Origin of the sequence: Bacillus sp. PK3_68, from assembly GCF_003600835.1 — a bacterium.
Taxonomy (GTDB): domain Bacteria; phylum Bacillota; class Bacilli; order Bacillales; family Domibacillaceae; genus Pseudobacillus.
This window is the reverse complement of record NZ_NQYC01000001.1, coordinates 1,829,506-1,854,829: the sequence shown is the minus strand read 5'-3', so window position 1 is coordinate 1,854,829 and position 25,324 is coordinate 1,829,506. Positions and strand designations below refer to the sequence as shown.

The following is a 25,324-nucleotide window of genomic DNA, read 5'->3' as shown; positions in this document are numbered from 1 at the left end:
AGGCTCGCCTTTGATTTTTTATAAGCTTTGGCTCGCTTCTGCAGCCGGCTTATGCTGGTAGATGACTTCAAAGGTTATTAGGTGGGAGCCAATGATTGGACTATCCTCAGGATTTTGCTCGCGGCTTTGCTGATGGGCATTCTTTGCTCCTCTTCCTTCTACCCAGTTATCAAAGAATTGACGGTCTTCCCATGTAGTGCAGATCTTTAACTCATCATAATCGGACAAGCTTTCTGTTTTTAGTACTTCCATCAATACAAATCCCTCAAATGTATGAACAGCTTTCGGCCTGGCGAAACGGGATAAAACCTCTTCTGCTCTTCCTTTTTTGATTTTAATCGTATTCACAGCTTTCATCATTCTCATAGAACTGCCTCCTCAGACAATAATTTATCTATATATTCATACACAGGAAAAGCCGGCTCTCCGCCCATCTCTGCATGGCGGAGTAGTGGAATGCCGTGTGCCCCTTTAGCATGAAGCAAAGAGGGGCAAGCACTAAGCATGGCCTGAATGATAGGCAGCTCGCCAAGCATAGCGGCGGCAAAAATGTCCATTCGCGCTCCTCGGTCAAGAAGAAATTGGGCAATATCTCTTCTGCCTGTGTGTGCTGCTGCGCCGAGCGCACTTTCCCAATCATCGCCTCCCCAGTTGATAGAGGAGTGAAGAAGTGCAGGTTCGGCTGCTAACAGCTTCTTTACCTCATCGAAATTCCCATGGGCCGCCACAATAAATTCTCTCACTGAATCCTGATTAAGAGGTTCTTTTTTCATGCATACTCTTCCTTTCTTAATTTAATCGGAGTAAAAAAGGCTTTGCCATTTTCCTGATATATATGGGCATCAATTTCAAAGATCGAGCGGAACATTTCCTTGCATAATACGCATTGGGGAAGGCCTTCATATTCGATTTTGCCATTTTTTAAAACAATTAGCCGATCGCTGTAGCGCGCTGCCTGATTGATATCATGCAGCACCATGACCACAGTCATATTAAATTGATCATTAAGCTCTTTCACCAGTTCCATGACTTCCAGCTGGTGAGAGATATCAAGGAAAGTAGTGGGCTCATCTAACAACAAAACATCTGGACGCTGGGCAATCGCCATCGCAATCCAAGCTCTTTGTCGCTCGCCGCCGGAAAGTGTCTGCAGCATACGGTTTTGTAGAGGGCCAAGTTGTGTAACATCAAGGGCCCATTGAATAATATGCTTGTCCTCTTCTTTCAGTTTGCTGTAAGCTCCCCGATAGGGATATCGACCAAATTCAACGAGTTCTCCTACGGTTAAATCTAGTTGATGATCCTGCATTTGCGGAAGCATGGCTAGTTTTTTGGCTACCTCCATGCTTTTCATTGACCGGATGTTTTTACCGTCAAGGATCACTTCACCGCTTTTGGGAGAAATAAGCCGGGAAATGATGCGCAGAAGTGTAGATTTCCCTGAACCGTTTGGGCCGATTAAGCTGACAATTTCACCTTTTTCAATATGAATATCTGTATCTTTCAATTGAAAGGAAGAAGCATGCTCGAATGACAGATCTTTAGTGAGAAGCAAATGAATCCCTCCGTCTTTGAATCATATATAAGAAAAATGGCCCGCCTAGAAAGGCAAGTAAAATGCCGACAGGTAGCTCAATCGGATTAAAAGCACTCCGGGCCACTGTATCAGCGACAACAACAAGCAGACCGCCGCCAAGTGCTGAGGCAGGGAGTAAGTACCGATAATCACCGCCGATAGTGGTTCTTAGTATATGAGGGACGACCAATCCGACAAAACCGATGAGCCCTGATACGCTGACAGCAATACCAGCAAGGAGCGTGCTAAGCACAATCAGCAGAAACCGGCTCCGTTCTACATTGTGTCCAAGCAGTTTGGCCACTTCATCGCCAAGCCGCAAAATACGAATATGCTTAATTGAAAACAGAGATAAAATCAGAGCGGCAGCTGTATAATAAACAATCATGTTGAACTGTACCCAGCCGGTTCCGCCAATTCCCCCGGCAAGCCAGGGAAGAACAGATTGCACCCGATCGCTATACAGCATCATGAGCGCGCTCATGATGGCGCCAAGAATAGCGTTAATAGCAACACCGACCAAAATGATCCGGACAGGGGACGTGCCGCCTTTCCACGACAAAATGTAAATAACGAGTGCTGTAATAAGGGCTCCGAGAAAAGCGGCGAGTGGCAGAAACATAAGATAAGCCGGGAAAATAATCATAATAGTTACTGCAGCTAAGCCAGCCCCTGATGAAACTCCAATAATTCCCGGATCAGCGAGCGGATTCTTCATCACTCCCTGCAAAATGGCTCCCGAGGCGGAGAGACACATGCCAACCATCATGCCAACAAGCATCCGCGGAAGTCGAAGCTCCCATACAATCCTTCTTTCAAGCGTGTCAGCTGTATGAAAAATGCCATTCCAGATGTCACTAACTGAAAAAGAAACCGTTCCAATCATCAAGCTTGATAAACAAGATAGACACAGCAATAAGCCAAGAGTCCAGATGAACCAGGTTCTTTTCTTGGAGAATGGGTGGGCCTTTGCAAATTCTTTTACTTCTATGGCTTCCACTTTATTTCACCTTTTCGAGACTTTCCTTCATTACTTCCAACGCTTCGGTTACTTTTGTTCCAGGGTTAGTGCCAAATAAGTGAGAAGGCAGAACAACAACATTGCCGTTTTTCACTGCATCAAGGTTTTTCCAGGCAGCACTTTTCATCATTTCTTTTTCAAACGCTGATTTGACTGCTTCAGGATCGCCATGGGTAATGAGCATAACAGCCTGTGGGTTTCTTTCGATGATCTTTTCTACACTTAAGCTGGCATACTGAGGGAACTTTTCCTCCTTTGGAAAGTCAGAGGCGATGTTTTTTCCGCCGGCTTTTTCTAGTAAATCTCCAGAAAGGGAGTTTGGCAAGGCAGCGAGATAGGTGCCAGGAGCTCCATACACTAGGAGCGTATCGACCGGGTTGCTTTGACTTTTTTCCACACTTTCTTTCTTTTCGTCAATAACTTTATTCAACTCTTTCGCTTCAGCTTCTTTTTGCAATAGCTTTCCGTACATCGTAATGGTTTCTTGAATGTCTTTTACCGAGTTGGCTTGTGTGTAAAGAACCTTTGTTCCTTGCTGTTCAATATTTGCTGACTGTTGTTTGAAACTTACAGGAGCGGCTAAAACAGCGGGATGGACTTCACTAATTTTTTCAAAATTCGGCTGGTGTAAATTACCAATTTCAGGAATGTTTTTCATTTCTTTAACTACATGTCCATTGGCTGTCGGCCGTCCCGTTACATTCGCGCCTAAAGCTAACAAAATATCTAAATCTCCTGAACTCAGGGTAGCGACAGACTCGGGAGCGGAATCAAATGTAATCGTCTGTCCAGAGTCATCCGTTATTTCGATTCCAGCTGATTCTTTCGCTTGTGCTTCGCTATCCTTTCCAGCTGATTGCTGTTCACTGGCACTGCAGGCAGCTAACATAAACAGCAAGGTCAAGCCAGTAAAAAATAGAAATGCTTTTCTCATTATGCAATCCTCCTAAATAAAAATGATAATCATTATCATTAGTTTTAATAATATTGATAATGATTATCAATGTCAATGATGTTTTGGAAAATAAAACTAATTTTTCGTCTATCTGGGAGGTTAAAATAGGAAAAATATCTTGCTGAAAGGGACGGAATACAGCAAGATTTGACCGTTATTCATTGAAGAGAGGCGGCAAAAGATCGGTTTCTGCAGCTTTAGGATAGCTAAGTATTCAGATATAATCTTGATCTTCAAAGGTGTCTGATTTTCCGAGTGGTAAAGTCAAAAAGTTTTTCCTCTAATTTCAAAACACTGTATCTTTTTCTTCATTTATGAGTGCTTCAACTGCCTGGCTAACATAAGAAATACAAAAAATAACGTCTTCCATATAAGAGGAATTCTATCCTTGACGGCATACAACTTGCATAAAGTACAATGACATTTCATAAATTGGGGGAAGGAAATATGGAACATATAAGCATTCGACCTGTTGTTGAAAGTGACATACCACAGCTGATGGATTTGATGTATGAATACATCGTCGATTTTTATAACTGTGATCGTCCGGATGAAGGCTCACTTGAAAAATTAATTGTACATTTAATTGCCAATCCTTATGAGGGCATTCAATTTGTGGCAGAAAAAAGTCCTCGCCAAATCGTCGGGTTTTCTACGCTATACTTCACTTTTAATACACTGGAAGTAAAGCGTATGGCTATCCTCTACGATTTATATGTAACATCGGCCGCAAGGGGACAACAAATTGGCGAAAAGCTGCTTCAGCATAGCATTGATTATATAAGAGAAAATAATTATTCCCATATGATTTGGGAAACAGCACACGATAACCTGGCGGCTCAGGCCTTGTATGATAAGGTAGGAGCGGACAAGGCTGTGTGGCTAAACTATGAAATCAAATAACAGAACAAAATGATTATGCAAGCATGAATAAACTATTTAAAATAAATTAGAAATAGAAAGAAAAGTGTGAAAATTTTTTTGTTTTCCGCAAAGATGATATATTCTGTAATTGTAAAGAAACTGGAATGGGGGAAGCGAGATGGAGATTTATCAGGCAACACAAGAGGATATCAATGGAGTGGCTAAGCTGTTTAACTCATACAGAGTTTTTTACAAACAGGCCTCAAACATACAGGCAGCAGAGGACTTCGTACGCGAACGAATGGAAAAGAAGGAATCTGTTATTTTTACAGCAGTTGAAAATGGCGAGTATATTGGATTCACTCAATTGTATCCCGCTTTTTCGTCTGTTTCAATGAAGCGGATCTGGATTTTAAATGATCTATTCGTAACAGCGGAAAGTAGAAATAAGGGAGCAGGGAGACAGCTGTTACACGCTGCCAAACAATTTGCAAAAGAAACAGATGCGAAAGGATTGAAGCTACAAACAGCAGTAGACAATATCTCCGCACAACATTTATATGAATCAGATGGATGGATAAAGGATGAGCAGTTTTTCTATTACGAGCTAAACGTCTAATAAGATCTTAAACGCTCAGTTCGTCTGTCAGAAGCTTATCCACTGTCGGAATATCAGCGGGTGCCCATTTTAACGAGCGTAGCTCTTGAAGGGGCACCCATTTGATTTGTGCATGTTCTTTTGCTTTTGGAGCTCCTTCTACGATGGTTGCTCGATAGGTAAGCAAGTTCACAACAACATGAGGATGCTCATGAGACACATCTTCAATCAATTCATGAACTTATACTAGGCAGCCTAGTTCCTTCTGAATTTCTCTCACGAGTGATTCCTCAGGAGTTTCTCCCTTTTCAACTTTTCCTCCTGCAAATTCCCATAAATTCGGTAAAGGCATGATCGGCGAGCGTAAAGCGCATAATACACAATCATGTTCATCAATACAGACAGCAGCGACGACTTTGATCGTTTTTCTCATTAGAGCCCCCTTAGCAGATCCAACTTTTAATAATGGCTGATAAGTATATTTGATATTCTGCCGACAGATTGATTTGTTATGCGTTAGCAGTCAACCATTCCAAACAGTTTTTATATGAGGTTATAAAAGAATCCGCTCTGTTGTTCTTCATAACAGGCGGATCCATACAAAATGAACGGCTTATTCTTCTATCTTACTTAGACAATATTCACATTCATTATGATAAGACTCATGTTGTTCAATGATTTGTGCTCCGCACTGGCAGCATTCTTTTCCTGGAATATTGCGATAAAATTCTAATGGCATCATAATGACGACCTCCAATTTTTTAATTATTCTGACTTATTTATCTTTGAAACCATTGTATTATAACAGATTTTAAAAGTCAACATCTGTTATACAATTGTTTTGCTTTTTTTTACAAGTAGCTTTACTAAAAAGAAATGTTGTTTTTTCAATCTGGATTATAGCGAAAAACGTCCGTCTGCAGTGAAGATCAACAAACAAATATAACAGGGCCTTACGAATAAAAAACTGTTGCTAAAGCCTACTATTCTAGGCTTTAGCAACAGTTTCTAGCTAAACATATTTATGGTTGTAATAATAATTGGCATGGCAAATACATCAATTAAGAAGGCGCCAACAATCGGAACAATCAAGAAAGCTTTTTGAGAAGGGCCAAATTTGTTTACAACAGCGCTCATATTAGCGATGGCATTAGGGGTGGCCCCGAGACCGTGCCCCGTAAATCCGGCGACCATAACAGCTGCATCATAATCCTTGCCCAGTAGCTTGAAGAGAACGAAGATGCCAAACAGTGCGATGAATAATACTTGAATAAGTACAATAATGATCAGAGGAAGAGCAAGGTCGGCGATCTCCCACAGCTTGATGCTCATTAGGGCCATGGACAAAAAGACACCCAGTGTAATGTCGCCAATGAGCGAGATGCTTTTCATTTGGATAATGCCTTTATCGAATTGATCAAGAATATTACGTACAATAACAGCAACAAACATCGCACTTACGTAATCAGGTAGAGAAAAATCGGTGAGGCTTGTGAATAAATTCCCGAGATAGGACCCTAAAGCCATACATAACGTAATGATGAATACCTGCATCATAAACGATTGGGATGTGACAGGTGATTCTGCTGCTTCCTCCAAGCCGGTTGATGTTGGATTCAGCTCTGTTTCGGAAGGCTTTAAATGATATTTACTTACTAAATATTTAACAATTGGTCCGCCGACTAAGCCGCCAGCAACCAGTCCCAGGGTAGCAGCGGCAAGGCCAACGGATAAAGCAGAGTCGATGCCCGACTTTTCAATGGTTGTGCCGAATGCTGTGGCGGCCCCATGGCCACCTTCCATTGATACAGAGCCGACCATGACACCAATGAGCGGATGGATATCGAGTAATTTCGCGAAGGAGACACCGATCACATTCTGCATAAGTGCTAAAAAGCCGCATGACAGCCAGTAGATAATGAGTAATTTTCCACCGAGCTTAATTAAAGCGAAACTCGCTCCCAAGCCTACAGTTGTAAAGAAAGTCAGCATGAAAAGTCCTTGAAGGGAAGTATCTAAATTAATGCTTAAAAGATTGGTGCTTTTTAATACGGTTGCAATGATGGCAAATAAAAGCCCGCCGACTACCGGGGCAGGAATACAAAACCTATCCAGGAATGTAAGTTTTTTATTTAAAAATGTTCCAATCATAAAGACAGCGACCGCTAAGAAGATCGTAGTTACCTGGTTGATTTCGACTGTCATAGTTTCACTCCTTATTATGTGTGATTCTGGTTGAAATGACGCATGACTTCTGCGATAAGATAAGCAGCAAGCCGGACGGTTCGGTCTCCTTCATCGTATAACGGATTGACTTCTGAGATGTCGAAGCTAAGCAAGTTGTTTTTTGCAGCTATGTATCTCAAAAGTGTTTTAACTGTTTTCGGGTCCAACCCAAAAGGGGAAGGAGCGCTGACTCCAGGAGCTGCATATGAAATAATGGAGTCTGTACACAAAGTTAAAATAAGAAAATCATGTTGGGCAGCAAACTGATCAATTTTTTTAAAGGTTTGCAGAAAATCATTAGCCGCCACGTCTTCCTCGTAAATATAAGTGCAGCCTAGCTTGTCCGCCGTTTGGAAAAGGGCTTCTGTATTTCCAAGCTCTTGGATGCCAATACATAAATAGCCTGCATTTGTATCATGTTCAAGAATTTGTCTGAACATTGTACCGGAGGAAGGGAGAGGATCCTCTCTCATATCAAAGTGAGCATCAATATTGATTATGCCTAATGAAGCATCTGGTCCGATATGGCCCCGGGCTCCTAAATAGTGTCCATATAAGGTTTCATGCCCTCCTCCTAAAATGATCGGAACAGAGGAGCTGTTATATAGCTTGCCGATAGATTCGCCAAGCTCTTTCTGGGCTTTTTCGAGTGCTTCTCCCTCACAAGAAATGTTTCCTATGTCTATTATTTTTTTTTCTAGACGGTATGGAAGGCTTGATAAAAATTGTCTGATCTTATTAGGAGCAAGAGCCGCTCCAAGCCTGCCTTTATTGCGTCTAACTCCTTCCTCACACTCAAAGCCAACAAATCCAAAAGCGCTTTCATTTTCCGCTAATTTTTGGGCATCTTTTAGCGCCACTATCTGATGAAGACGAAAAGAATTCTGATCCTTCTCACTATCAATTCTGCCGTCCCAATATTTTTTATCTGGCAACGTGTAAATAATAATCACCTCATATCTGTATTATCGTTAAATTCTGAAATTATTTACTTTTTTATTATAAAGCAGGCCTATATATAATTACTAATATAGAAAATGTATGTTTCTATAGTTTTTATCTATAGGAGGATAGAAATGGAAATTCGCCATCTTCAATATTTTATTGCAGTTGCTGAAAAAAACACGTTTACTCATGCAGCCTCCGCTTTGCATATCTCTCAGCCCTCGTTAAGTGCCGCCATAAAAAAATTGGAAAACGAGCTGGGTTTAGTTTTATTGGATCGCAGCAGCAGAGAGGTACAGCTGACGAAAGAGGGGAGAGTGCTGTATCAGGAAGCGAAAAAACTCGTTAATCATTTTGAACATGTGACTGGTGAAATGGAAAGGCTGAAAGAGCATGGCCCTCTTGAATTATCTATTGGGGTGATCGAGTCAACTAAGTATTGGGTACCTAAAGTGCTATCACGTTTTAAAGCGGAGCAGAAAGATGTACGCATTAAATTAATGGACACGTTAAGCCTAACGGATGTCGAAAAAGCTTTAAATAACTTTGATATTCATTTAGCGATAACGAATCAGTACATTAATAATGACGAGATTGAAATGGTGCCTATATATGAAGAAAAGCTGGTTGCATTGCTGCCGGAAAAACACCCTTTACGGCATCAGTCTTCTCTTGCTGTCGAGAACTTGGACAAACAACCTTTCATTGTGTGCAAAGAAGGATTTCAGACAAGGACGGATGTTTTGCATGCTTTTCAAAAAGCCGGAATCCGGCCGAATATACAATTTGAAATTGAGCGTTTTGAAACAGCTTGTCGGCTCGTTGAAGAAGGATTGGGGATGACGGTTCTTCCAGAGAATTATGTAAAACATTCAGAGAAAACTCTTTTTCATATTAAGCCGTTGGAGGACACGGATTTGTCACGAACCGTCTACTTGGCGTTCGATAAAAATAGATATTTGCCCCCTTTAGTCCTGCAGTTTATTTCTTTAGTGAAAGAGTTTTTTGCAAAGGATTGATTCCATTCTCAAGTAATAGAGCCACCAGTAAGTATCTATTTTTGTCTTTAGTTATGTATTTACGGTTATACAAAAGTAGGAGAACAAAAATTAGATTGGTTATAAAAAAGCTGCCTTTTTAGAGGCAGCTTCTTACAACCGTTGGCCTTGTGGCTGTTTTAAAATTTGAAGAAGAAAGGAGCTATAAAGCAATAGTTCAATAATAAATAATGCAAAGATTAGCGGTGCACCTGCTGTAAGAATCGCAGTTTTCGCATTGACAAGCCAATTCGTCTGCGGCTTCACGAGAGAAGTAAACGTATAAAACATACCAAAGGTGAACAACCTGCTCCATTGGGTGACATGATATGTCCAGATCCCCTTCTTGACTCCATCATATCTTAAGCGTTGAACAAGCCTGCAAATTTCAAGGAATTCAACGAAAAGAAAAACGATACTGACGAATATCCACCATAAGACAGCCGAACCTCCGTTAATAGCACCTGAGGAAATACCGGCAAATCCGTTAATAGATAAAGCGCCATGTAAGATGCAATTAGTATTAGCCCAGTGCTCTTTCATATTCCAGCCAGCTGTGAAAAGATGCCGGATGATCAAGAAGGTGCCAACAGCATAAAAAACAATTCCAATAATAAGGAGCGTCCAGTTAAACAATGAAGGAATCTCCCTGTAGATTTCATTCAACAACAAGACGAGAGATTGAGTGCTAACGGTAGTGAGCAGTAAAATCCCGTGTATATTTACTTTTTGGCTTCCTCTTAATTCGTAAAAAGACCGGCTGGCCTGCCATAGATAGTAGGGCCAAAGGAAAATGGAAATATATAAAAGAAGCCATGTAGCCCATTGCCAATAGCTGAATTGCTCAAAAATAAGAATGGCGCAGATGGAAGTACCAGCGATCCAGGTACCAATACCGAACCGGTTCAACGGGTCGACGATATGCAAAGGGATAAATCGCTTATAAATAAACGATAGAATAATGGAAAAAGAAAATGTGAGCCATAGAGCGATGATCACTGCGCTTAGCAGCTGAACAAGGAAAGAATGAGAACCTGCCATGTGAGAAAGCACGCCGCGGATTATAATGCCAAGAGCCATAACGATTGCTGGGGTAGAGGTCTTAATGAAAATTTTTTTGAGAAAAATAAAAGTCATTAAACAAATAGAAATGACTATAAATAATATCAAGTAGAACATTGCTTTCACCACTTTTATAGAGTATTTTCATAGAATAACATGACCTCTAAAGAAAAGGGAGAGGATAAATAGTAGGGAATTACTCCTCCTTCTATAGTATTTCCTAGGATTTTACTACCAAAAATAACAAAAAAACCTATTTATCGAAACTTTTCGACCTGCAATTCGTATAGAATAGGTAGAAGACATATATAAGGGAGGAACCATCTATGAAGAAATGGACAGGATGGATAGCAGCAGGAGTATTGACTCTTGGTCTTGCTGCTTGTGGAGAAACGGCAAAGCCAACGCCGGAAACACCAAAGGAAGAGACGAGCGAGAAGACGTTAGGAGAAGTGTTTAATGAGGCGGTTAAAGTTTCTAATGAAACAAAAAGTGTAAGCGCCAAGATGGATATGAAGCAAAAGATCAGTTATCCAAAAGAAGAACAATCCATGGATACAGCGATGAATATGGATATGAACATAACGATGAAGCCGCTTGCAGTTTATCAAAAGGGTACGATGGCAGTTCCAGGTGAAGGCGGCGAGCAAGCAAAGCCGATGAATATTGAGTCATATATGACAGAAGAAGGATTTTACATAAACGAGCCTGAGAGCGGGCAATGGATTAAGATGCCAAAAGAAATGTACGATCAAATGATGAATATGTCTCAGCAGCAAGTGGAGCCTGCAGAACAGCTGAAGCAGCTCGAACAGTTTAAGGATGATTTTAAATTCGAGCAGACGAAAGATGAGTACGTATTAAAACTAGATGCTGCAGGAGAAAAGTTTAATAAACTCATAGAAACACAAATGTCTCAAATGACGCAAGGGGCAAACGGTGAAGAAGCAAAGGCAATGATGGAGCAAATGATGAAGGCAATGAAAGTTGAAAAGGTAAATTACACTATTTATATTGATAAAGACTCGTTCCAGACGAACAAAATGGATGTAGACATGGATATGTCTATGGATATAGAAGGAAATGCAATGAAAACGTCTCAAGTGATGCATATTGTTTATAGCGATTACAATAAGGTAGCACCAATTACAGTTCCAGAAGAGGTTAAGAATAAAGCTCAGGAAATGCCAATGCCAGCTATGGAATAATAATGGGGCCCCGCTTTTATAAGCGGGGTTTTTTTATGTACAAGTAGGTAACACTATCTAGCCCATGATTTACATGCTTATTTTTTATGATAAAGAAGATTCTTTTCAGATAAACTACTAGTGATTCAAGATAACCTGCTTTTCATTCATGATAGAATCCTAAATCTCATGAAAAATACGGCCTGGTTTCAAATCGTCCTTCAATCATATTTTTGAGTGAAGGACTTTTACTTGCAGCTAATAGCCATGGATCATGATTATAAAAATGCATACGTATACCGCATGGTATCTGTCTAGACGGCAGTGTAAAATGATAGGAAGCTTAAATGAAAGAAAGGTGATTTTGATGAATGTATTATTCGTCATGATCGGCGGGTTTTTAGGCGCTATATGCAGATACTTATTGGGAGAATGGATTCATACAGCGCATGGTTTTCCGGTGGGTACTTTATTGATTAATCTGATTGGCTGTTTATTTCTTGGTTGGTTTCTAACGTATGTCAGTCAAAACAAGAAAATAAAGCCTGAAATTACTTTATTAATAGGAACAGGTTTTGTCGGCTCCTTCACTACTTTTTCGACATTTTCAGTGGAAGTGATGCAATTATTTGGGGAGGGGCGCTTTCTTATCGCATTGTTTTATATTCTATCCAGCCTGTTACTTGGCTTACTGTTGGCTGGAGTGGGGCGCAGATGGGCATTATCCAATGAAAAAGAAGGTGTAAAAAGATGATTTGGCTAATTGGGTTGGGTGGGGCTTTCGGCGCGGCTGCTAGGTTTTTTATAGGTGGGATTCTCAATAAAAAATCATTATTTCCAATCGGCACGTTGCTGATAAACCTTATTGGTTCTTTCCTGCTTGGCTGGCTCGCTGGCCTTCATTCAGCCAGCCGTATTAGTGATGAACTGTGGTTTTTAGGAGGTGTCGGCTTTTGTGGAGCGTATACAACCTTCTCTACATTTGGTTATGAAACGATTACGCTGGCTGAAGCAGGGAGAACTAAATCAGCCGCTGTTTATGTAGCTGTTTCTGTGATAGGTGGCTGTATCGCAGCGGCGATCGGATTGATCATGTAAAGAGAAATGACAAAGTACAAATCATTCCAATAGCTCATTGAGGTATTGTCACGTGTCTTTATAAAGACATTAATAAACAAAGCCGGTTAACACCAGTTATTAAAAAGGGGTTAACTGGCTTTTTTGATTGCTTCGGAATAAAAGAGAGGCAAGAACAGAGGGTGAGCATAATTTTATGATGGATAATCTAGAGTGACAATCAAATCGTTACATATTGTCATAATTCATGAGCTGTATTCATACCGTACCATTTGGTGGGAAAAGCATGATTTTTTTCACGTGAACGCAAAAGAGAGGCAGATGTCTTAGGAAGATACTGAATGGGGGAAAGAGAAGTTAGGCATTGTCGATGAAGACGTTGAAGAGGTTTAGGCTCTGTATGAGGAGAACCAGAGTAAGTGAGTGCAGGTTGCTGCCAGCTAGTAAAGGATGGTTTAGCCAGGTCATTTTTTTATAAGGGAAAGGTAAGACAGAAGAAAAATTGCTATTAGACACAGAGACCTATTGGCTCTTATAATTAAAATTAAAATATTTTAAATAATTTAACAATAGGTAAAGGAGAATTTAATGGAACAGTTGGCAGCGGAAACAAATAAGGGAATGCCAAAAAAGAGTTATTCGCTTATGACGCTTGTCTTTTTTTGCAGCGGGCTATTCATTGTATCAGCTCTTTTTGTAACCATCCCACTTAATCCGGTGTTTATGGCTGAATTTCATCTTACGGCAGAAAGAGCCGCATTAGCGACGAGTGTGTGTTCGTTATGCTATGCACTTGGGACAGTTTTCTTCGCGCCTTTTTCTGATCGGTACGGGCGAAAACGAGTGATTTTGTTTGGCTTATTTGCACTGGTGATTATTTCACCAGTGATAGGCCTGCTAAATAACTATGAAAGTATTCTTTTATTTCGAGGCATTCAAGGGTTTATGGCTGCTTCGTTTGCACCAACTGCGTTAACTTTCATTACAGAGCTGTATCCTTCTAAAAAAAGGGTAACGGCTATTGGTTTTATCAGTGCTGGATTTTTAATGGCAGGAATTATCGGGCAAATATACAGTAGCGTGATCAATGACCTGTTTAGCTGGAATTACGTGTTTTATATATTTGGATTAGTGTATGTCGTAATGGCGCTGGCATTTTATACGGTTGTTCCAGAAGGCACTGCTTTCCCATCTGGGAAAAAGAGATCTATTGGCGGGGCTTTTGCTAGTGTATTATCTCAACACTTCTTTCGTCTTTGCTATTTTATTACCATTCTGTTGTTATTAAGCTTTGTAGGGATGTATACCACACTGGAGAACTATTTGCGTGAAGCTTATGCGCTGGAGGCTACACAGATTTTACTCGTTAGGTCAGCTGGAGTCATCGGCATGCTGCTCGCGCCGTTTGGTGGCAGACTTGCTTCGCGATTCGGAACGTTTCCATTGATGCGGAGCGGTCTCATTTCAGCAGCGCTAGGCCTTTTTTGTATGGGGATTTCAGGCAATCTCTTCCTGATGATAATAATGAGCATTGTCTTTACAGCAGGAATTTCCGTTACTGTTCCTGCACTGATTTCGCTGCTAGGCCAACATGGAGGCAGAGAAAAGGCAGCGGCCATGTCATTATATTCCTTCTTTTTATTTATCGGATCAACGATCGGGCCGATAATTGCCGTGTTGCTTATGAAAACAGAGAATTACGTGCTGGCATTTGAAATGCTAGCTGTTTTACTAGCCAGTGGTTTTTGTATTACATTTCCGCTTGCTAAACAGGCAGCAAAGCGATAAGGACTGCTTGCTTTGCTGTTACAAAAATAAACAGTTTCGCGCAGGCCTTGTAGTGTGCCTGCGCGAAGCTTTTTTAGGGGTGAGTATTTTGATTAAAATAAAACTGGTTGTTCCGCGTAAAGGCTACATTAAAGAGGCATTTGAGCGATTTGAGGAATTTAACCAGCTGGAGGAAAGAGAAAATCAACATGGGAAAATGGCAGAAATTGAGCTGGAAGAGGTAGTAGTGGCTGCCCACAAGATTGCAGAATTAGAATTGGATGCTGATGTTATCATATCAAGGGGATTAATGACAAAGCTTTTAAAAGAACATAATGAATTTATGCCAATTGTGGACATTCCAGTGCAAGGGATCGACTTGATTCGCTGTTTGTCCGACTGCAAGGCACGCTTCGGGAGAAAGAAAGTGGCTGTGATCGGTGCTCTTAATATGATTTACGGAGTGGAAAATCTGGCGGATATCGTTGACTTGCCGATTCAGTCTTATATTTTGGAAGACATAGAAAAATCAGCGAGTTTAGTAGACTTAGCTGTCAATGAAGGCTGTGAGATCGTAGTGAGCGGATTGAGCACTACTGAATATGCAGAAGCCATTGGTTTGGGGGCCGCTATTGTAGAGACAGGAAAGGAGTCCTTCCGGCAGGCTTTAATTGAGGCAAAGAGGCTGGCACTCGTCAGTTTGAGGGAGCAGGAAAAAGCTGAACGCTACCAGACCATTCTTAACCATGCATATGAAGGGGTAGTAGCCATCGATTTAAAAGGAGAAATTTCTGTTTTCAACACGGCAGCCCGTGAAATTCTGGCCATCTCCGAGAAAAATTTAATTGGACAGTCTATCTACGAGGTTTTGCAGAAAGGAAAGTTCAGGGATTTGCTGCTCAATGAAGGCGATTATCATGAGGAGATTGTTTCTTATCAGTCTGTACAATTGTCGGTAAAAAAAGTTGGAAACTTTCTAAAAGGAAAGAAAGTCGGTAATATGATTGCTTTTCAAGACGTGACCGGCATTCAGGAAATGGAAGGGAAAATCCGTAAAAAATTTATTCCCGTGGACACGTAGCAAAGTACACATTTGCAGATATTCTGTTTTGCAGCACGGAAATTGAAAAAACAATTGAGACGGCGAAGCGTTACAGTGAAGTGGACTCCAATATTTTAATCATCGGGGAAACAGGTACAGGAAAAGAAATATTTGCTCAAAGTATCCATAATCACAGCAGGCGGAAGAGCAATCCGTTTGTAGCGATTAACTGTGCAGCTCTCCCTGAAGATTTGCTGGAAAGTGAGCTGTTTGGTTATGCAGAGGGTGCTTTTACAGGAGCAATGAAAGGCGGAAAGCAAGGTTTTTTTGAACTGGCCCATCGGGGAACGATCTTTTTGGATGAGATTGGAGAAATTTCTCCAAAGCTTCAAAGCCGGCTGCTCCGCGTGCTTCAGGAAAGGGAGATTATGCGTATCGGAGACGACAAAATTATTCCGGTCGATGTGAGGATCATTGCAGCTACGAATAAAAATCTTATTCATATGGTCAAAGCTGGTGACTTTCGCGAAGACCTCTATTATCGCTTAAGTGTATTGGATCTTAACCTTCCGCCTCTTCGAGAGCGCAGGGAAGATATCCCGGTGCTAGTCAATGCTTTTATCGGCAAATCCTTTCCAGGTCATACACATCCTATGATCACTGAGGCAGCTTGTCAAAGGTTAAGCAAAGCAAGCTGGGAAGGAAACGTGCGCCAATTGCAAAACTTTTGTGAGAGGTTAATGGTTCTTTGCAAAGGAAGAATCATTGATATATACGACATTGAAAAATACCTGCCGGATCCGGATACAAATGAGGAAAGAGAACGTCCATTCCAGGAATCAAAGAGAAATGTTGCGAGGGCATCCTCGGTGTCTGAGCGTGAACAAATTATGCAGGTATTGAAAAATTGTCATTACAACAAAGGGAAAGCGGCAGACGAATTGGGAATGAGCCGTACAACTTTGTGGAGAAAGATAAAACAGTGGAACATTGAAACGAAATGAAACGTTTTGAAATGAAATGATTCAGAGTGAAACGTTTTGTTAAAAAATTATATGAGACATCAATCATACAAAACGGCTTTCTATCAAAAAAAATGGATTTTTGAAAATTGGCACAATTTTTGCAAATACATATACAAAAGGGTGAGCAAGATGTTAATAAAAAAATGAATCATCATCTCAACATGAAAGAGGGGAAAATGTGAGCTATCTAGTGTATATTCCTCAAGATATTGAAGAAGCGGGAAAAAATTATTTACTCGAAAGGGGATACAAGCTTAGAATAGGTTCTAATTTGTCACAACAAACCCTTGAAGAAGAAATTAAAGATTGTGATGCCTTGTTAACAAGATCAATCGCTATCATTAACAAAGAGGTCATTCAGTCAGGGAAGAAGTTGAAAGTGATTGCTAAGTATGGAGTAGGCTTGGACAATATTGACGTAAAGACAGCTACAGAGAGAGGGATTTATGTAACGAATACTCCAGAGGCAAATGCAAATACAGTTGCTGAGCATGTGATGGCATTTATTCTAACTCTGTCCAAACAATTGTTATCAGCCGATAAAGAATTAAGAACTGGCAACTATGGAGTTCGTCATCTGCTGTCCAGCATGGATCTTGAGGGGAAGACATTAGGGATTATTGGCTTGGGAAGAATAGGAAAACTATTGGCACAAAAGGCAGCCAAAGGTTTTGGAATGAAGGTTATCGGTTATGATCCTTATTTAGCTGCAAGTACGAGTTCGGATTTGGACATTGTGACAGACTTGGAATGGGTATTTCGAAATGCTGATGTGATTAGCTTACACCTGCCATTAAGTGAAACAACAAAAGAAACGATAGGAAGCCGGGAGTTTTCCTGGATGAAGCCGTCTGCTTATTTTGTTAACGCTTCCAGAGGAGGCATCGTAAGGGAGAAGGACTTAATCGAGGCTTTAACAACTGGTAAGATTGCCGGAGCAGGAATAGACGTATTTGAAATAGAACCGCCTGATAGAGACAATCCGCTTTTTCAGCTGGAAAATGTAATTGTGAGCCCGCACAGCGCGGCACTGACGAAAGAAGCCTCTGTACGGATGGCCGTTCATGCGGCAATGCAAGTAGATCAAGTACTTAGAGGAGAAAGGCCTGACTGGGCCGTTAATGATTTGCTAAATAAGGAGATATCAATATAACGGACGAAAATAGTTTCTTCGCAGCGGCTAAGTAAATAATTTTATGGACAATAAGGACGGTGAGCAGATGAAAAAGCTGGTTTATTTAACAAGTACGATACCGGCACTTGGTTCGCTTGTTGTAATTAATCGGGTAGAACCCTACGTACTTGGAATGCCGTTTGTACTTTTTTGGGCCATTTGCTGGGTCTGCCTGACATCGTTGTTCTTAATTATTACGAACAAACTGGATCCTGCCAATAAGGAGGAAGAATAAATATGAATACAGCCCTTTTGGTTATTCTTTTCTTTCTCATTTTATGTATCTGGCTGGGGCTTCGAGCGCGTAAGGGAAAGAATATGAGCCTAGAGCAGTGGGCTGTCGGCGGACGCGGCTTTGGAGGCATTATCGTTTTTTTCTTAATAGCAGGAGAAATGTTTACAACCTATACATTTTTAGGAGCGAGCGGCGGTGCTTATAGGTCAGGTATTCCACCCGCTTTATATGCTTTCAATTGTTTTTACTTTGTAATCGCTTACTGGTTGCTGCCGCCAATCTGCTAAGGAAAATAATGTGATATCCCAATCTGATTTTTACGACAAAAAGTACAACAGTCCGGCATTAGGTGTTCTTGTAGCCATCATTAGTGTAATTTCTATCATTCCTTATTTAATTATGCAACTAAAAGGATTAGGTATTATTGTATCGGAAACTTCTTATGGCTCTATCTCCCCGAATATGGCCATCATGGTAGGCGTGATTGCGATCACGATTTATGTCACGGCTTCAGGTATGCATGGTGTAGCCTGGACGGCCGTTATCAAGGATATTATGATTTTGGCAGTTGTGGTCTTTATGGGAGTGTACTTTCCGCTTCATTATTACGGAGGCTTGCAGCCAATGTTTGAAGCGATCGATACAGCTAAAGAAGGGTTTCTAGTCTTTCCAGAGGAAGGGTTGAGCGTTTCGTGGTTTATTTCTGCCACGATCATGACGGCGCTGGCATTCTATATGTTTCCTCATATGCTGGCGGGAGTGTTTTCTGCCAAAAGTCCAAAATCACTTCGCTGGAATGCCGGAATCATGCCAATTTATCAGGTAATCATCATTTTTTCACTGCTTATCGGTTTTTCAGCCATTCTGCAAGTTCCAAATCTGCAGGGGGCCGAAGCAGACTTGGCTTTATTTAAAATGGCAAAGATGTCGTTTGATCCCTGGTTTGTCGGTGTCATTGGAGCTTCGGGAGCAATGGCAGCGCTAATTCCAAGCTCGTTAGTACTAACAGCAACAGCTACTATTCTTTCTAAAAATATTTATAAAGTATGGAAGCCGGATACATCGGATGTCCAGCTGGCAAGGTTAAGTCGAATATTGGTGCCGATCATTGCATTGGTGACTCTTTACTTTACCTTTAATGGCGGAAACTCAATTTTTACATTGTATTTAATGGCTTACAGCTTCATGGCACAATTATTCCCGGCATTGTTTTTCAGTTTGTGGAAAAAGAACCCGGTTACTGTACAAGGAGCTTTTGCTGGAATGATTGTTGGGATTTTGATTGTCGTCTATTCCACAATCTCGGGCACAACACTAGCTACACTATTTCCAACATCCCCGCAAGTAATTAAAGATCTTGACGTAGGATTGGCTGTGCTGCTCATTAATGTCGCGATTACACTTGGGGTAAGCGCTATCACAAGAAAGCCCTTCATTAAGAAAGAAACAAATAACGATGTAACTGATGTAGCAAACTGATCAACTACCTTTAAAAATTTAATCATTATCATTTACTAGAGATAGAAACAGGAGGAGTACCTATGAAAGTTAGTGGAGGCAAAGCAGTTGTAGATGTCATGGTGAAAGAAGGAGTAAAGAAAGCTTTTTGTGTACCGGGAGAAAGTTATCTCGGTGTTATGGATGCACTATATGAGCATCCTGAAATTGAGCTGATCTCCACTCGTCACGAGGGAGGGGCCTCTTTCATGGCAGAAGGGTATGCCAAAGCATCCGGCACGGTAGGCGTTTGTATGGCAACAAGAGGAGTAGGAGCTACAAATTTGGCAATTGGCATTCATACAGCTGCCCAAGACTCTACACCATTAGTGGCACTTATTGGCCAGGTAGAACGGCCTTTTAAAGAAAAGGAAGCTTTTCAAGAGGTGGATCTGGCCGGTTTTTTCAGTCACCTATGCAAATGGACAGTAGAGATTGACCGAGTGGAAAGAATTCCTGAATTGCTGCACCGGGCATTTCATATGGCACGCTCAGGACGACCAGGGCCGGTTTTAGTGGCGCTGCCGCATGATATGTTGGAAGACGAAGCCATCATGGCTGAATATTCATCTTATCTTTCCAGCCGACCGCGTGCACATGCAGATGAAGTGGAACGAGTAGTAGAAGAAATAAGCCAAGCAAAGCGACCGATTTTAATGGCAGGAGGCGGTGTTATCCATGCCAAAGCACAGTCGCTGCTCGTACAGTTTGCTGAAAAAATGAATCTTCCTGTAGTAACGGCTTTCCGCCGATTTGATGCTTTTCCTAATACGAATGCCTGCTATGCAGGATGGCTCGGATTTGGAACACCAAGCAGCTTGCTTGATGAAATACGGGATGCGGATGTGGTCATCGCTTTAGGAACACGCTTTTCTCAGGTAGGCACTCAGGATTATACATTGCTGTCAGAACAGACAAAATTGATTCATATCGATATTTGTCCGGATATCTTTGGAAAGGTGTATCTTCCTTCTATAGCCATCGAAGCAGATGCAAAAAGCTTCCTGGAGATAGCATTAGAGGCTGCTGAATCAAAAACGATCCGTACAGATAGAGAAAGAGTTGAACAATTGCATGTGGCCTATATGGACTTTTCGGAAACAAAAGCAGATTATACAGAGAAGTTTACAGATATGGATGGATTTATGCATGATATTGTTGCCCAGCTTCCAAAGGATACAATTATTACAAATGATGCTGGAAACTTCTTTGGCTGGCTTTCCCGTTACTACCGGTTTGAAAAGGAAAATACGTATGTCGGACCAACATCCGGAGCAATGGGATACGGACTGCCTGCAGCCATTGGGGCGAAATTGGCCCATCCTGACAGGCCTGTTGTATCCTTCTCGGGAGACGGCGGTTTTATGATGACGATGCAAGAGATTGAAACGGCTGTGCGATATAAAATTCCTGTGATAGCGATTGTCGTGAACAATAACATTTACGGAACGATTCGCGCTCATCAGGAACTCCATTTTCCGGATCGAATGATTGGGACGGATTTAACAAATCCGGATTTCGCTGAAATGGCCCGTTTATTTGGAGCCCACGGAGAAAAAGTGGAAAAGAACACTGAATTCGTGCCAGCATTGCAGCGAGCCATGGCTTCTGGAATGCCTGCTGTAATAGAAGTAGTTACTAACCCTGAAATTATTTCTGTAAGCCAGGACAAGACAAAAGTACAAGAGAAACTCGTATCTAGTAATTAATCCAAACAGGAACGTTGCCTTTCAAACGATTATCACTTTTTAAAAAGACATTTAGGGGGTTTCATAATGACAAAACCATATTTAGTTGTAGAGTGGAATGATACAGAAACAGATGCAAAAGGATGGCTTGTTGTCCATAATTTTGTAAAAGGCTATACCGGCGGCGGTACGAGAATGCATCCAACGGTAACAAAAGAAGAGGTTGAAAGATTAGCTGAAGCGATGGCTTATAAATATGTAGCCTGTGAATGTGGAACAACGGGCGGTTGTAAAGCCGGCATTGCTTATGATTACAAAGCACCGGATGCCTATGCAGTATTAAGAAGATTCTTGATTGCGATGATGCCTTATATTGATATCGGTGTATCTTTGGGAAGTGATTTAGGCACTAAATATGAAGACGTGCTTAAAGTATTCAATGAATTCGGCATTGATATTCCTCTTACAAAATCAATGAAGAGAAATCCAGATGTTCTGCAAGGAATAAAGGACTTTGATGAACTATTAGGAACAAGAATTGACGGGTTGCTTCTAAATGATGTAGTAACGGGGTATGGTGTGGCATTTTCCGCAGATGAAGCTTGGAAGTTTAAAAATGGAAAAGAAGATGCAAAAGTTGTCATCCAGGGATTTGGCTGTGTAGGAGCAAGCTGTGCGTTGAAAATGTCTCAGCTAGGCTATAAAGTCGTTGGAATTTCCGATGCAAATTTGCTAGTAACATGTGAAGAAGGATTGGATATCCAGAAGCTGATTGACCATAAAAACATTTACGGTGAAATGGATCAAGCTTATTTCGAGCCAAACTACGCTGTAAGACCGAATACAGAATGGCTAAGTGTAGATTGTGATATATTGATTCCTTCCGCTCTGGAAGATGTTATCAACGCATCTAATGCTGAAAATGTAAAAGCAAGCCTGATTGTCGAAGCGGCAAACATTCCGATTTCTGCCGAGGGAGACGAAATCGTCAAGCAAAGAGGGATTGATATCGTAAATGACTTCGTCGCCAACCTGGGAGCAATCCGATTTTACGATGCAGTTATTTTTGGCCTCGTTGACCCAAATCCGCAAGCTGTCATTGATGATATTGAAAAGCTGTGCCGCAAAAATACGAATCGCTTGTTTACGGAAGCAAAAAATCAAAACAGATATCAAAGAGAAGTGGCTTATGAAATTTTTAAACCAACGATTAGCGATTTATTAGAGTATGAAGAGCCGAGCGAAACAGTAGCTGTCCAGAAGTGAAGGTTAATTTCCGAATAATGTAAATATTAAAAATAATGATTCGTTTTCCAGAGTGTGGGAGCACGCTAACGGTTAGAAACGGGGGAATATAATGCACACAGAACAAGGGAACCAACCAAAAGAATTACAGCGTTCGATGAAGAGCCGGCATTTATTTATGCTTTCCTTAGGTGGGGTCATTGGCACTGGTCTTTTTCTAGGATCGGGTTATGCCATCGGTGAAGCAGGCCCTGCAGGGGCCATCGTAGCTTATTTAGTCGGTGGTTTATTAATGTACCTAGTAATGGTCTGTCTCGGCGAATTATCAGTCATCATGCCGGTATCAGGTTCTTTTCAAGCCCATGCTGCTCGGTTTATCGGACCGGCTACCGGATTTGTTATCGGCTGGACGTATTGGATGAGTTGGGCCCTTTACGTCGGTCTGGAGTTTATAGCGGCAGGTTTGCTCATGTCCAGATGGTTCCCTGATACGCCCGTGTGGGTATGGTGTACAGTTTTTGCCTTACTCTTATTTGGTATCAACGCTTTGACAACGAGAAGCTTTGCTGAAACAGAATATTGGTTCTCAGGAATTAAAGTGCTTACCGTTATTTTATTCATTGTTATTGGCGGGGCTGCCATGTTTGGGATTATCCCGATGGAAGGAAATCCTGCGCCATTCCTGACTAACTTTGTCGGTGACGGATTATTCCCTACCGGATTTACCGGCATATTTATTTCGATGATGACAGTTGTGTATGCCTTCCAAGGATCAGAAATCATGGGGGTGGCAGCCGGGGAAACAGAAGAACCGGAGAAAAACATTCCGCGGGCGATACGGAGCATCGTTATCCGCATATTGCTTTTCTACGTTCTTGCTACTTTTGTTCTTTCCGCCATTGTTCCATGGAAAGAAGCAGGTGTATTGGAAAGTCCCTTCGTTACTGTATTCGAAATGACAGGCATTCCTTATGCGGCTGACATTATGAACTTTGTTATCTTAACAGCAGTTCTTTCAGTAGGAAACACAGGATTGTTTGCTTGTACGAGAATCCTTTTCTCACTTTCTCAAACCGGAATGGCACCGGCTGCATTTGGAAAGGTTAATCGCCGCGGTGTTCCGATGAACGCTTTGCTTGTCACTCTTGTTTTTGCCTTGTTGTCTTTGCTTACTAGTGTAGTAGCAGAAGAAACATTGTTTGTGGTGCTGCTTGCCATCAGCGGGGTTGGAGGAGTACTTACTTGGATGGCCATCGCTTTTGCCCAGTATCGATTCCGCAAGCAATACATTAGAGAAGGTGGAAGGGTTGAGGATTTAAAGTTTAAAGTTCCTTTCTTCCCGTTCGTACCGATTCTTTGTCTGATCATGTGTACAGGTATTTTTGTGTTCACTGCTTATGATCCGACACAGCGCACTTCGTTATATTGGGGCTTCGGCTTTGTTGCTGTTTGTTATCTCTTCTACTATTTCAAATTTACGAGAAAAAAGGCGGAAGCACCTGCCTTAACAACGACAGCCGAACAGCCTGATAAATTAGCTCCATAAAAAGCAGGTGTGAGGGGACTCTTCAGCCTCATGATAAAAGGAGTCCCTTTCAAAAGAATGATAATTTAGCAGCAGAAAAATAGATTATGGGAGGAGAACACATGCGTTATTTAAACTACATTAATGGTCAATGGAAAGAACCATCTACAGGAGAATATAGAGAAGATCTTAGTCCGCATAACGGAGAGAAGCTTGGGGAGTTTCCTTCCAGTGCAGCATCGGATTTACATGAGGCAGCAGCTGCTGCAAAAGAGGCGTTTCCTGCCTGGAAAAAGCTTTCGTTTCAACAACGCGCTTCTTATTTGCAAAAAGCGGCCGCTATTTTAAAAGCCAATATACAGGAAGTAGGGCGGGACCTTATAAAAGAAGAAGGAAAAACATATACGGAAGGAATGGGCGAGGCTAATCGTGCAGTCAGCATTCTTGAGTACTTCGCGGCAGAAGCAAAGCAGCCGCTAGGGCAGGTCATTCCTTCAGCCAATGCAGAGACCTTTTTATACACATCACGCACACCGCTCGGGCCAGTTGGGCTGATTACACCATGGAACTTTCCAATTGCTATTCCTGTGTGGAAAATGGCACCGGCTCTCATTTACGGAAACACAGTAGTTATTAAACCAGCTGATTTGACACCAAAATCAGTCTACCACGTGATGAAAGCATTCGATGAAGCTGGCCTTCCAGCGGGCGTTGTAAACTGTGTGTTTGGCAGAGGTTCTGTGATCGGTAATGAACTAGTGAAGCATCCGGCTATAAAAGCTATTTCTTTCACTGGGTCTAATCAGGTGGGCCGGGAAATTCAAAGGCAAGCTATTGAAAGCGGAAAGAAAGTACAGATGGAAATGGGCGGAAAAAACCCGCTTATTGTTTTAGAAGATGCTGATCTAGAGAGAGCGGTCGAAATTGCTGTGGGCGGTGCTTTTAAATCGACAGGACAAAAGTGTACAGCAACGAGCCGGGTCATTGTGGAAGAAGGAATTTATGAAGCGTTCCGTGATCGTCTTATCGAGCGAACAAAACAGTTAAAAATCGGCGATCCTCTCGATGAAACAAATTATATCGGGCCTGCTGTGTCAAAAGCACAGCGCGATGGAGTCATGGAAATGATTGAAGCGGGGAAAGCAGAAGCTTCACTTTTATGTGGGGGAGAAATCCCGGCTGAAGAGGAGTTACAGAACGGCTTCTATGTTCAGCCGACCGTATTTGAAAACGTTCCGCAAGATGCCCGCATTGCCCGTGAAGAGATTTTTGGACCGGTCATCGCTTTGTTTAAAGTGAAAAATTACGAAGAAGCAGTAGAAATGGCCAATGATACTGAATATGGCTTGAGTGCGGCAATCTGTACAAATAATTTAACACTAGCACAGCGCTTTGTTGAAGACGCCGAGGTGGGGCTGGTACACGTGAATTCTGAAACGGCCGGAACCGAACCGCAATTGCCGTTTGGCGGCAACAAAAACTCAAGCACCGGAAGCCGTGAGCAAGGGAAAAGTGCGATTGAATTTTATACCGAAGTAAAGACAGTTTATATGGATCGTATGTAGTCCGCAAGAGAAA

The 25,324-nt window shown here is 41.6% G+C and carries 24 protein-coding genes and 2 pseudogenes; 16 read left to right on the top strand and 10 right to left on the bottom strand.

Features of this window, described 5'->3' with window-relative positions; genetic code table 11:
* Positions 1-18: 18 nt before the first annotated feature.
* From CJ483_RS09720 to CJ483_RS09700, 5 genes are read right to left on the bottom strand one after another with little or no spacing between them, the layout of a single operon-like run.
* On the bottom strand, positions 19-366 hold the full coding sequence (locus CJ483_RS09720) for an antibiotic biosynthesis monooxygenase (RefSeq protein ID WP_259455602.1): 348 nt from the start codon (positions 364-366) through the stop codon (positions 19-21).
* Positions 363-773 carry an ankyrin repeat domain-containing protein gene (locus tag CJ483_RS09715; protein ID WP_120034417.1) on the bottom strand — a complete coding sequence of 137 codons (411 nt, stop codon included), beginning with the start codon at positions 771-773 and terminating at the stop codon, positions 363-365. The genes CJ483_RS09720 and CJ483_RS09715 overlap by 4 nt, the downstream gene beginning before the upstream one ends.
* Positions 770-1,555 carry an ABC transporter ATP-binding protein gene (locus CJ483_RS09710; protein WP_120034415.1) on the bottom strand — a complete coding sequence of 262 codons (786 nt, stop codon included), beginning with the start codon at positions 1,553-1,555 and terminating at the stop codon, positions 770-772. The genes CJ483_RS09715 and CJ483_RS09710 overlap by 4 nt, the downstream gene beginning before the upstream one ends.
* The gene (locus tag CJ483_RS09705; protein WP_120034413.1) at positions 1,542-2,576 is read right to left on the bottom strand and encodes a FecCD family ABC transporter permease; all 1,035 of its coding nucleotides are present in this window, start codon (positions 2,574-2,576) and stop codon (positions 1,542-1,544) included. The genes CJ483_RS09710 and CJ483_RS09705 overlap by 14 nt, the downstream gene beginning before the upstream one ends.
* A 1-nt stretch (position 2,577) precedes the next feature.
* Entirely contained in the window at positions 2,578-3,531 is a 954-nt protein-coding gene (locus tag CJ483_RS09700; RefSeq protein WP_120034411.1) for an ABC transporter substrate-binding protein, read from the bottom strand.
* 468 nt (positions 3,532-3,999) lie between these two features.
* Here CJ483_RS09700 and CJ483_RS09695 point away from each other — a divergent pair, with 468 nt between their 5' ends.
* Complete coding sequence (locus tag CJ483_RS09695) at positions 4,000-4,455, top strand: GNAT family N-acetyltransferase (RefSeq protein ID WP_120034409.1); 456 nt, start codon at positions 4,000-4,002, stop codon at positions 4,453-4,455.
* 139 nt (positions 4,456-4,594) lie between these two features.
* On the top strand, positions 4,595-5,035 hold the full coding sequence (locus tag CJ483_RS09690) for a GNAT family N-acetyltransferase (RefSeq protein WP_120034407.1): 441 nt from the start codon (positions 4,595-4,597) through the stop codon (positions 5,033-5,035).
* Positions 5,036-5,042: 7 nt separating this feature from the next.
* Here the strand turns inward: CJ483_RS09690 and CJ483_RS09685 are convergent.
* The 4 genes and pseudogenes from CJ483_RS09685 to hutG form a co-directional block, all read right to left on the bottom strand.
* A pseudogene (locus CJ483_RS09685) lies at positions 5,043-5,447 on the bottom strand ((deoxy)nucleoside triphosphate pyrophosphohydrolase).
* A gap of 180 nt (positions 5,448-5,627) precedes the next feature.
* The gene (gene yhfH, locus CJ483_RS09680) at positions 5,628-5,756 is read right to left on the bottom strand and encodes a protein YhfH (protein WP_120034405.1); all 129 of its coding nucleotides are present in this window, start codon (positions 5,754-5,756) and stop codon (positions 5,628-5,630) included.
* 266 nt (positions 5,757-6,022) lie between these two features.
* A complete protein-coding gene (gene gltS / locus CJ483_RS09675) occupies positions 6,023-7,219 on the bottom strand; it encodes a sodium/glutamate symporter (RefSeq protein WP_120034403.1) in 1,197 nt (398 codons plus the stop codon).
* Between the two features lie 14 nt (positions 7,220-7,233).
* On the bottom strand, positions 7,234-8,184 hold the full coding sequence (gene hutG / locus CJ483_RS09670) for a formimidoylglutamase (protein ID WP_120037903.1): 951 nt from the start codon (positions 8,182-8,184) through the stop codon (positions 7,234-7,236).
* A gap of 132 nt (positions 8,185-8,316) precedes the next feature.
* Between hutG and CJ483_RS09665 the strand changes: the two genes are divergently transcribed.
* Positions 8,317-9,204 carry a LysR family transcriptional regulator gene (locus tag CJ483_RS09665; RefSeq protein WP_120034401.1) on the top strand — a complete coding sequence of 296 codons (888 nt, stop codon included), beginning with the start codon at positions 8,317-8,319 and terminating at the stop codon, positions 9,202-9,204.
* Between the two features lie 132 nt (positions 9,205-9,336).
* Here CJ483_RS09665 and CJ483_RS09660 read toward each other — a convergent pair whose 3' ends face one another.
* Positions 9,337-10,401 carry a TDT family transporter gene (locus CJ483_RS09660; RefSeq protein ID WP_120034399.1) on the bottom strand — a complete coding sequence of 355 codons (1,065 nt, stop codon included), beginning with the start codon at positions 10,399-10,401 and terminating at the stop codon, positions 9,337-9,339.
* A 209-nt stretch (positions 10,402-10,610) separates the two neighbouring features.
* Here CJ483_RS09660 and CJ483_RS09655 point away from each other — a divergent pair, with 209 nt between their 5' ends.
* From CJ483_RS09655 to CJ483_RS09595, 13 genes and pseudogenes are all read left to right on the top strand, one after another.
* Positions 10,611-11,492: a DUF6612 family protein gene (locus tag CJ483_RS09655; RefSeq protein WP_120034397.1), complete on the top strand. Its 882-nt coding sequence runs from the start codon at positions 10,611-10,613 to the stop codon at positions 11,490-11,492.
* A gap of 346 nt (positions 11,493-11,838) precedes the next feature.
* Entirely contained in the window at positions 11,839-12,225 is a 387-nt protein-coding gene (gene crcB, locus CJ483_RS09650; protein WP_120037901.1) for a fluoride efflux transporter CrcB, read from the top strand.
* Complete coding sequence (crcB, locus tag CJ483_RS09645; RefSeq protein WP_120034395.1) at positions 12,222-12,569, top strand: fluoride efflux transporter CrcB; 348 nt, start codon at positions 12,222-12,224, stop codon at positions 12,567-12,569. The genes crcB (CJ483_RS09650) and crcB (CJ483_RS09645) overlap by 4 nt, the downstream gene beginning before the upstream one ends.
* Positions 12,570-13,136: 567 nt before the next feature.
* A complete protein-coding gene (locus tag CJ483_RS09640) occupies positions 13,137-14,336 on the top strand; it encodes an MFS transporter (RefSeq protein ID WP_120034393.1) in 1,200 nt (399 codons plus the stop codon).
* A gap of 88 nt (positions 14,337-14,424) precedes the next feature.
* Positions 14,425-15,396 (top strand): PrpR N-terminal domain-containing protein, encoded by a 972-nt coding sequence (locus CJ483_RS09635; RefSeq protein WP_120034391.1) that lies wholly within the window; start codon positions 14,425-14,427, stop codon positions 15,394-15,396.
* Entirely contained in the window at positions 15,375-16,361 is a 987-nt protein-coding gene (locus tag CJ483_RS09630; protein ID WP_342754544.1) for a sigma-54 interaction domain-containing protein, read from the top strand. Before CJ483_RS09635 ends, CJ483_RS09630 begins: the two co-directional genes overlap by 22 nt.
* Positions 16,362-16,560: 199 nt before the next feature.
* Positions 16,561-17,535, top strand: a complete 975-nt coding sequence (locus tag CJ483_RS09625) for a hydroxyacid dehydrogenase (RefSeq protein ID WP_120034387.1) — start codon at positions 16,561-16,563, stop codon at positions 17,533-17,535.
* 67 nt (positions 17,536-17,602) lie between these two features.
* Positions 17,603-17,791, top strand: coding sequence for a DUF3311 domain-containing protein (locus CJ483_RS09620; protein ID WP_120037899.1), 189 nt, complete (start codon positions 17,603-17,605; stop codon positions 17,789-17,791).
* A gap of 2 nt (positions 17,792-17,793) precedes the next feature.
* A pseudogene (locus CJ483_RS09615) lies at positions 17,794-19,270 on the top strand (sodium:solute symporter family protein).
* Between the two features lie 62 nt (positions 19,271-19,332).
* Complete coding sequence (locus CJ483_RS09610; RefSeq protein WP_120034385.1) at positions 19,333-20,997, top strand: thiamine pyrophosphate-dependent enzyme; 1,665 nt, start codon at positions 19,333-19,335, stop codon at positions 20,995-20,997.
* A gap of 66 nt (positions 20,998-21,063) precedes the next feature.
* Entirely contained in the window at positions 21,064-22,242 is a 1,179-nt protein-coding gene (locus tag CJ483_RS09605; protein ID WP_120034383.1) for a Glu/Leu/Phe/Val family dehydrogenase, read from the top strand.
* A gap of 91 nt (positions 22,243-22,333) precedes the next feature.
* Complete coding sequence (locus tag CJ483_RS09600) at positions 22,334-23,767, top strand: amino acid permease (protein ID WP_120034381.1); 1,434 nt, start codon at positions 22,334-22,336, stop codon at positions 23,765-23,767.
* 101 nt (positions 23,768-23,868) lie between these two features.
* Entirely contained in the window at positions 23,869-25,311 is a 1,443-nt protein-coding gene (locus tag CJ483_RS09595) for an aldehyde dehydrogenase family protein (RefSeq protein ID WP_120034379.1), read from the top strand.
* Positions 25,312-25,324 lie beyond the last annotated feature (13 nt).

Coding starts and splice junctions, on each gene's coding strand:
- CJ483_RS09605 (WP_120034383.1), top strand. CDS start 21,064: ATGACAAAACCATATTTAGTTGTAGAGTGGAATGATACAGAAACAGAT.
- CJ483_RS09640 (WP_120034393.1), top strand. CDS start 13,137: ATGGAACAGTTGGCAGCGGAAACAAATAAGGGAATGCCAAAAAAGAGT.
- CJ483_RS09700 (WP_120034411.1), bottom strand. CDS start 3,531: ATGAGAAAAGCATTTCTATTTTTTACTGGCTTGACCTTGCTGTTTATG.
- CJ483_RS09720 (WP_259455602.1), bottom strand. CDS start 366: ATGAGAATGATGAAAGCTGTGAATACGATTAAAATCAAAAAAGGAAGA.
- CJ483_RS09695 (WP_120034409.1), top strand. CDS start 4,000: ATGGAACATATAAGCATTCGACCTGTTGTTGAAAGTGACATACCACAG.
- CJ483_RS09715 (WP_120034417.1), bottom strand. CDS start 773: ATGAAAAAAGAACCTCTTAATCAGGATTCAGTGAGAGAATTTATTGTG.
- crcB (WP_120037901.1), top strand. CDS start 11,839: ATGAATGTATTATTCGTCATGATCGGCGGGTTTTTAGGCGCTATATGC.
- yhfH (WP_120034405.1), bottom strand. CDS start 5,756: ATGATGCCATTAGAATTTTATCGCAATATTCCAGGAAAAGAATGCTGC.
- crcB (WP_120034395.1), top strand. CDS start 12,222: ATGATTTGGCTAATTGGGTTGGGTGGGGCTTTCGGCGCGGCTGCTAGG.
- gltS (WP_120034403.1), bottom strand. CDS start 7,219: ATGACAGTCGAAATCAACCAGGTAACTACGATCTTCTTAGCGGTCGCT.
- CJ483_RS09665 (WP_120034401.1), top strand. CDS start 8,317: ATGGAAATTCGCCATCTTCAATATTTTATTGCAGTTGCTGAAAAAAAC.
- CJ483_RS09655 (WP_120034397.1), top strand. CDS start 10,611: ATGAAGAAATGGACAGGATGGATAGCAGCAGGAGTATTGACTCTTGGT.
- CJ483_RS09595 (WP_120034379.1), top strand. CDS start 23,869: ATGCGTTATTTAAACTACATTAATGGTCAATGGAAAGAACCATCTACA.
- CJ483_RS09690 (WP_120034407.1), top strand. CDS start 4,595: ATGGAGATTTATCAGGCAACACAAGAGGATATCAATGGAGTGGCTAAG.
- CJ483_RS09660 (WP_120034399.1), bottom strand. CDS start 10,401: ATGTTCTACTTGATATTATTTATAGTCATTTCTATTTGTTTAATGACT.
- CJ483_RS09600 (WP_120034381.1), top strand. CDS start 22,334: ATGCACACAGAACAAGGGAACCAACCAAAAGAATTACAGCGTTCGATG.
- CJ483_RS09610 (WP_120034385.1), top strand. CDS start 19,333: ATGAAAGTTAGTGGAGGCAAAGCAGTTGTAGATGTCATGGTGAAAGAA.
- CJ483_RS09620 (WP_120037899.1), top strand. CDS start 17,603: ATGAAAAAGCTGGTTTATTTAACAAGTACGATACCGGCACTTGGTTCG.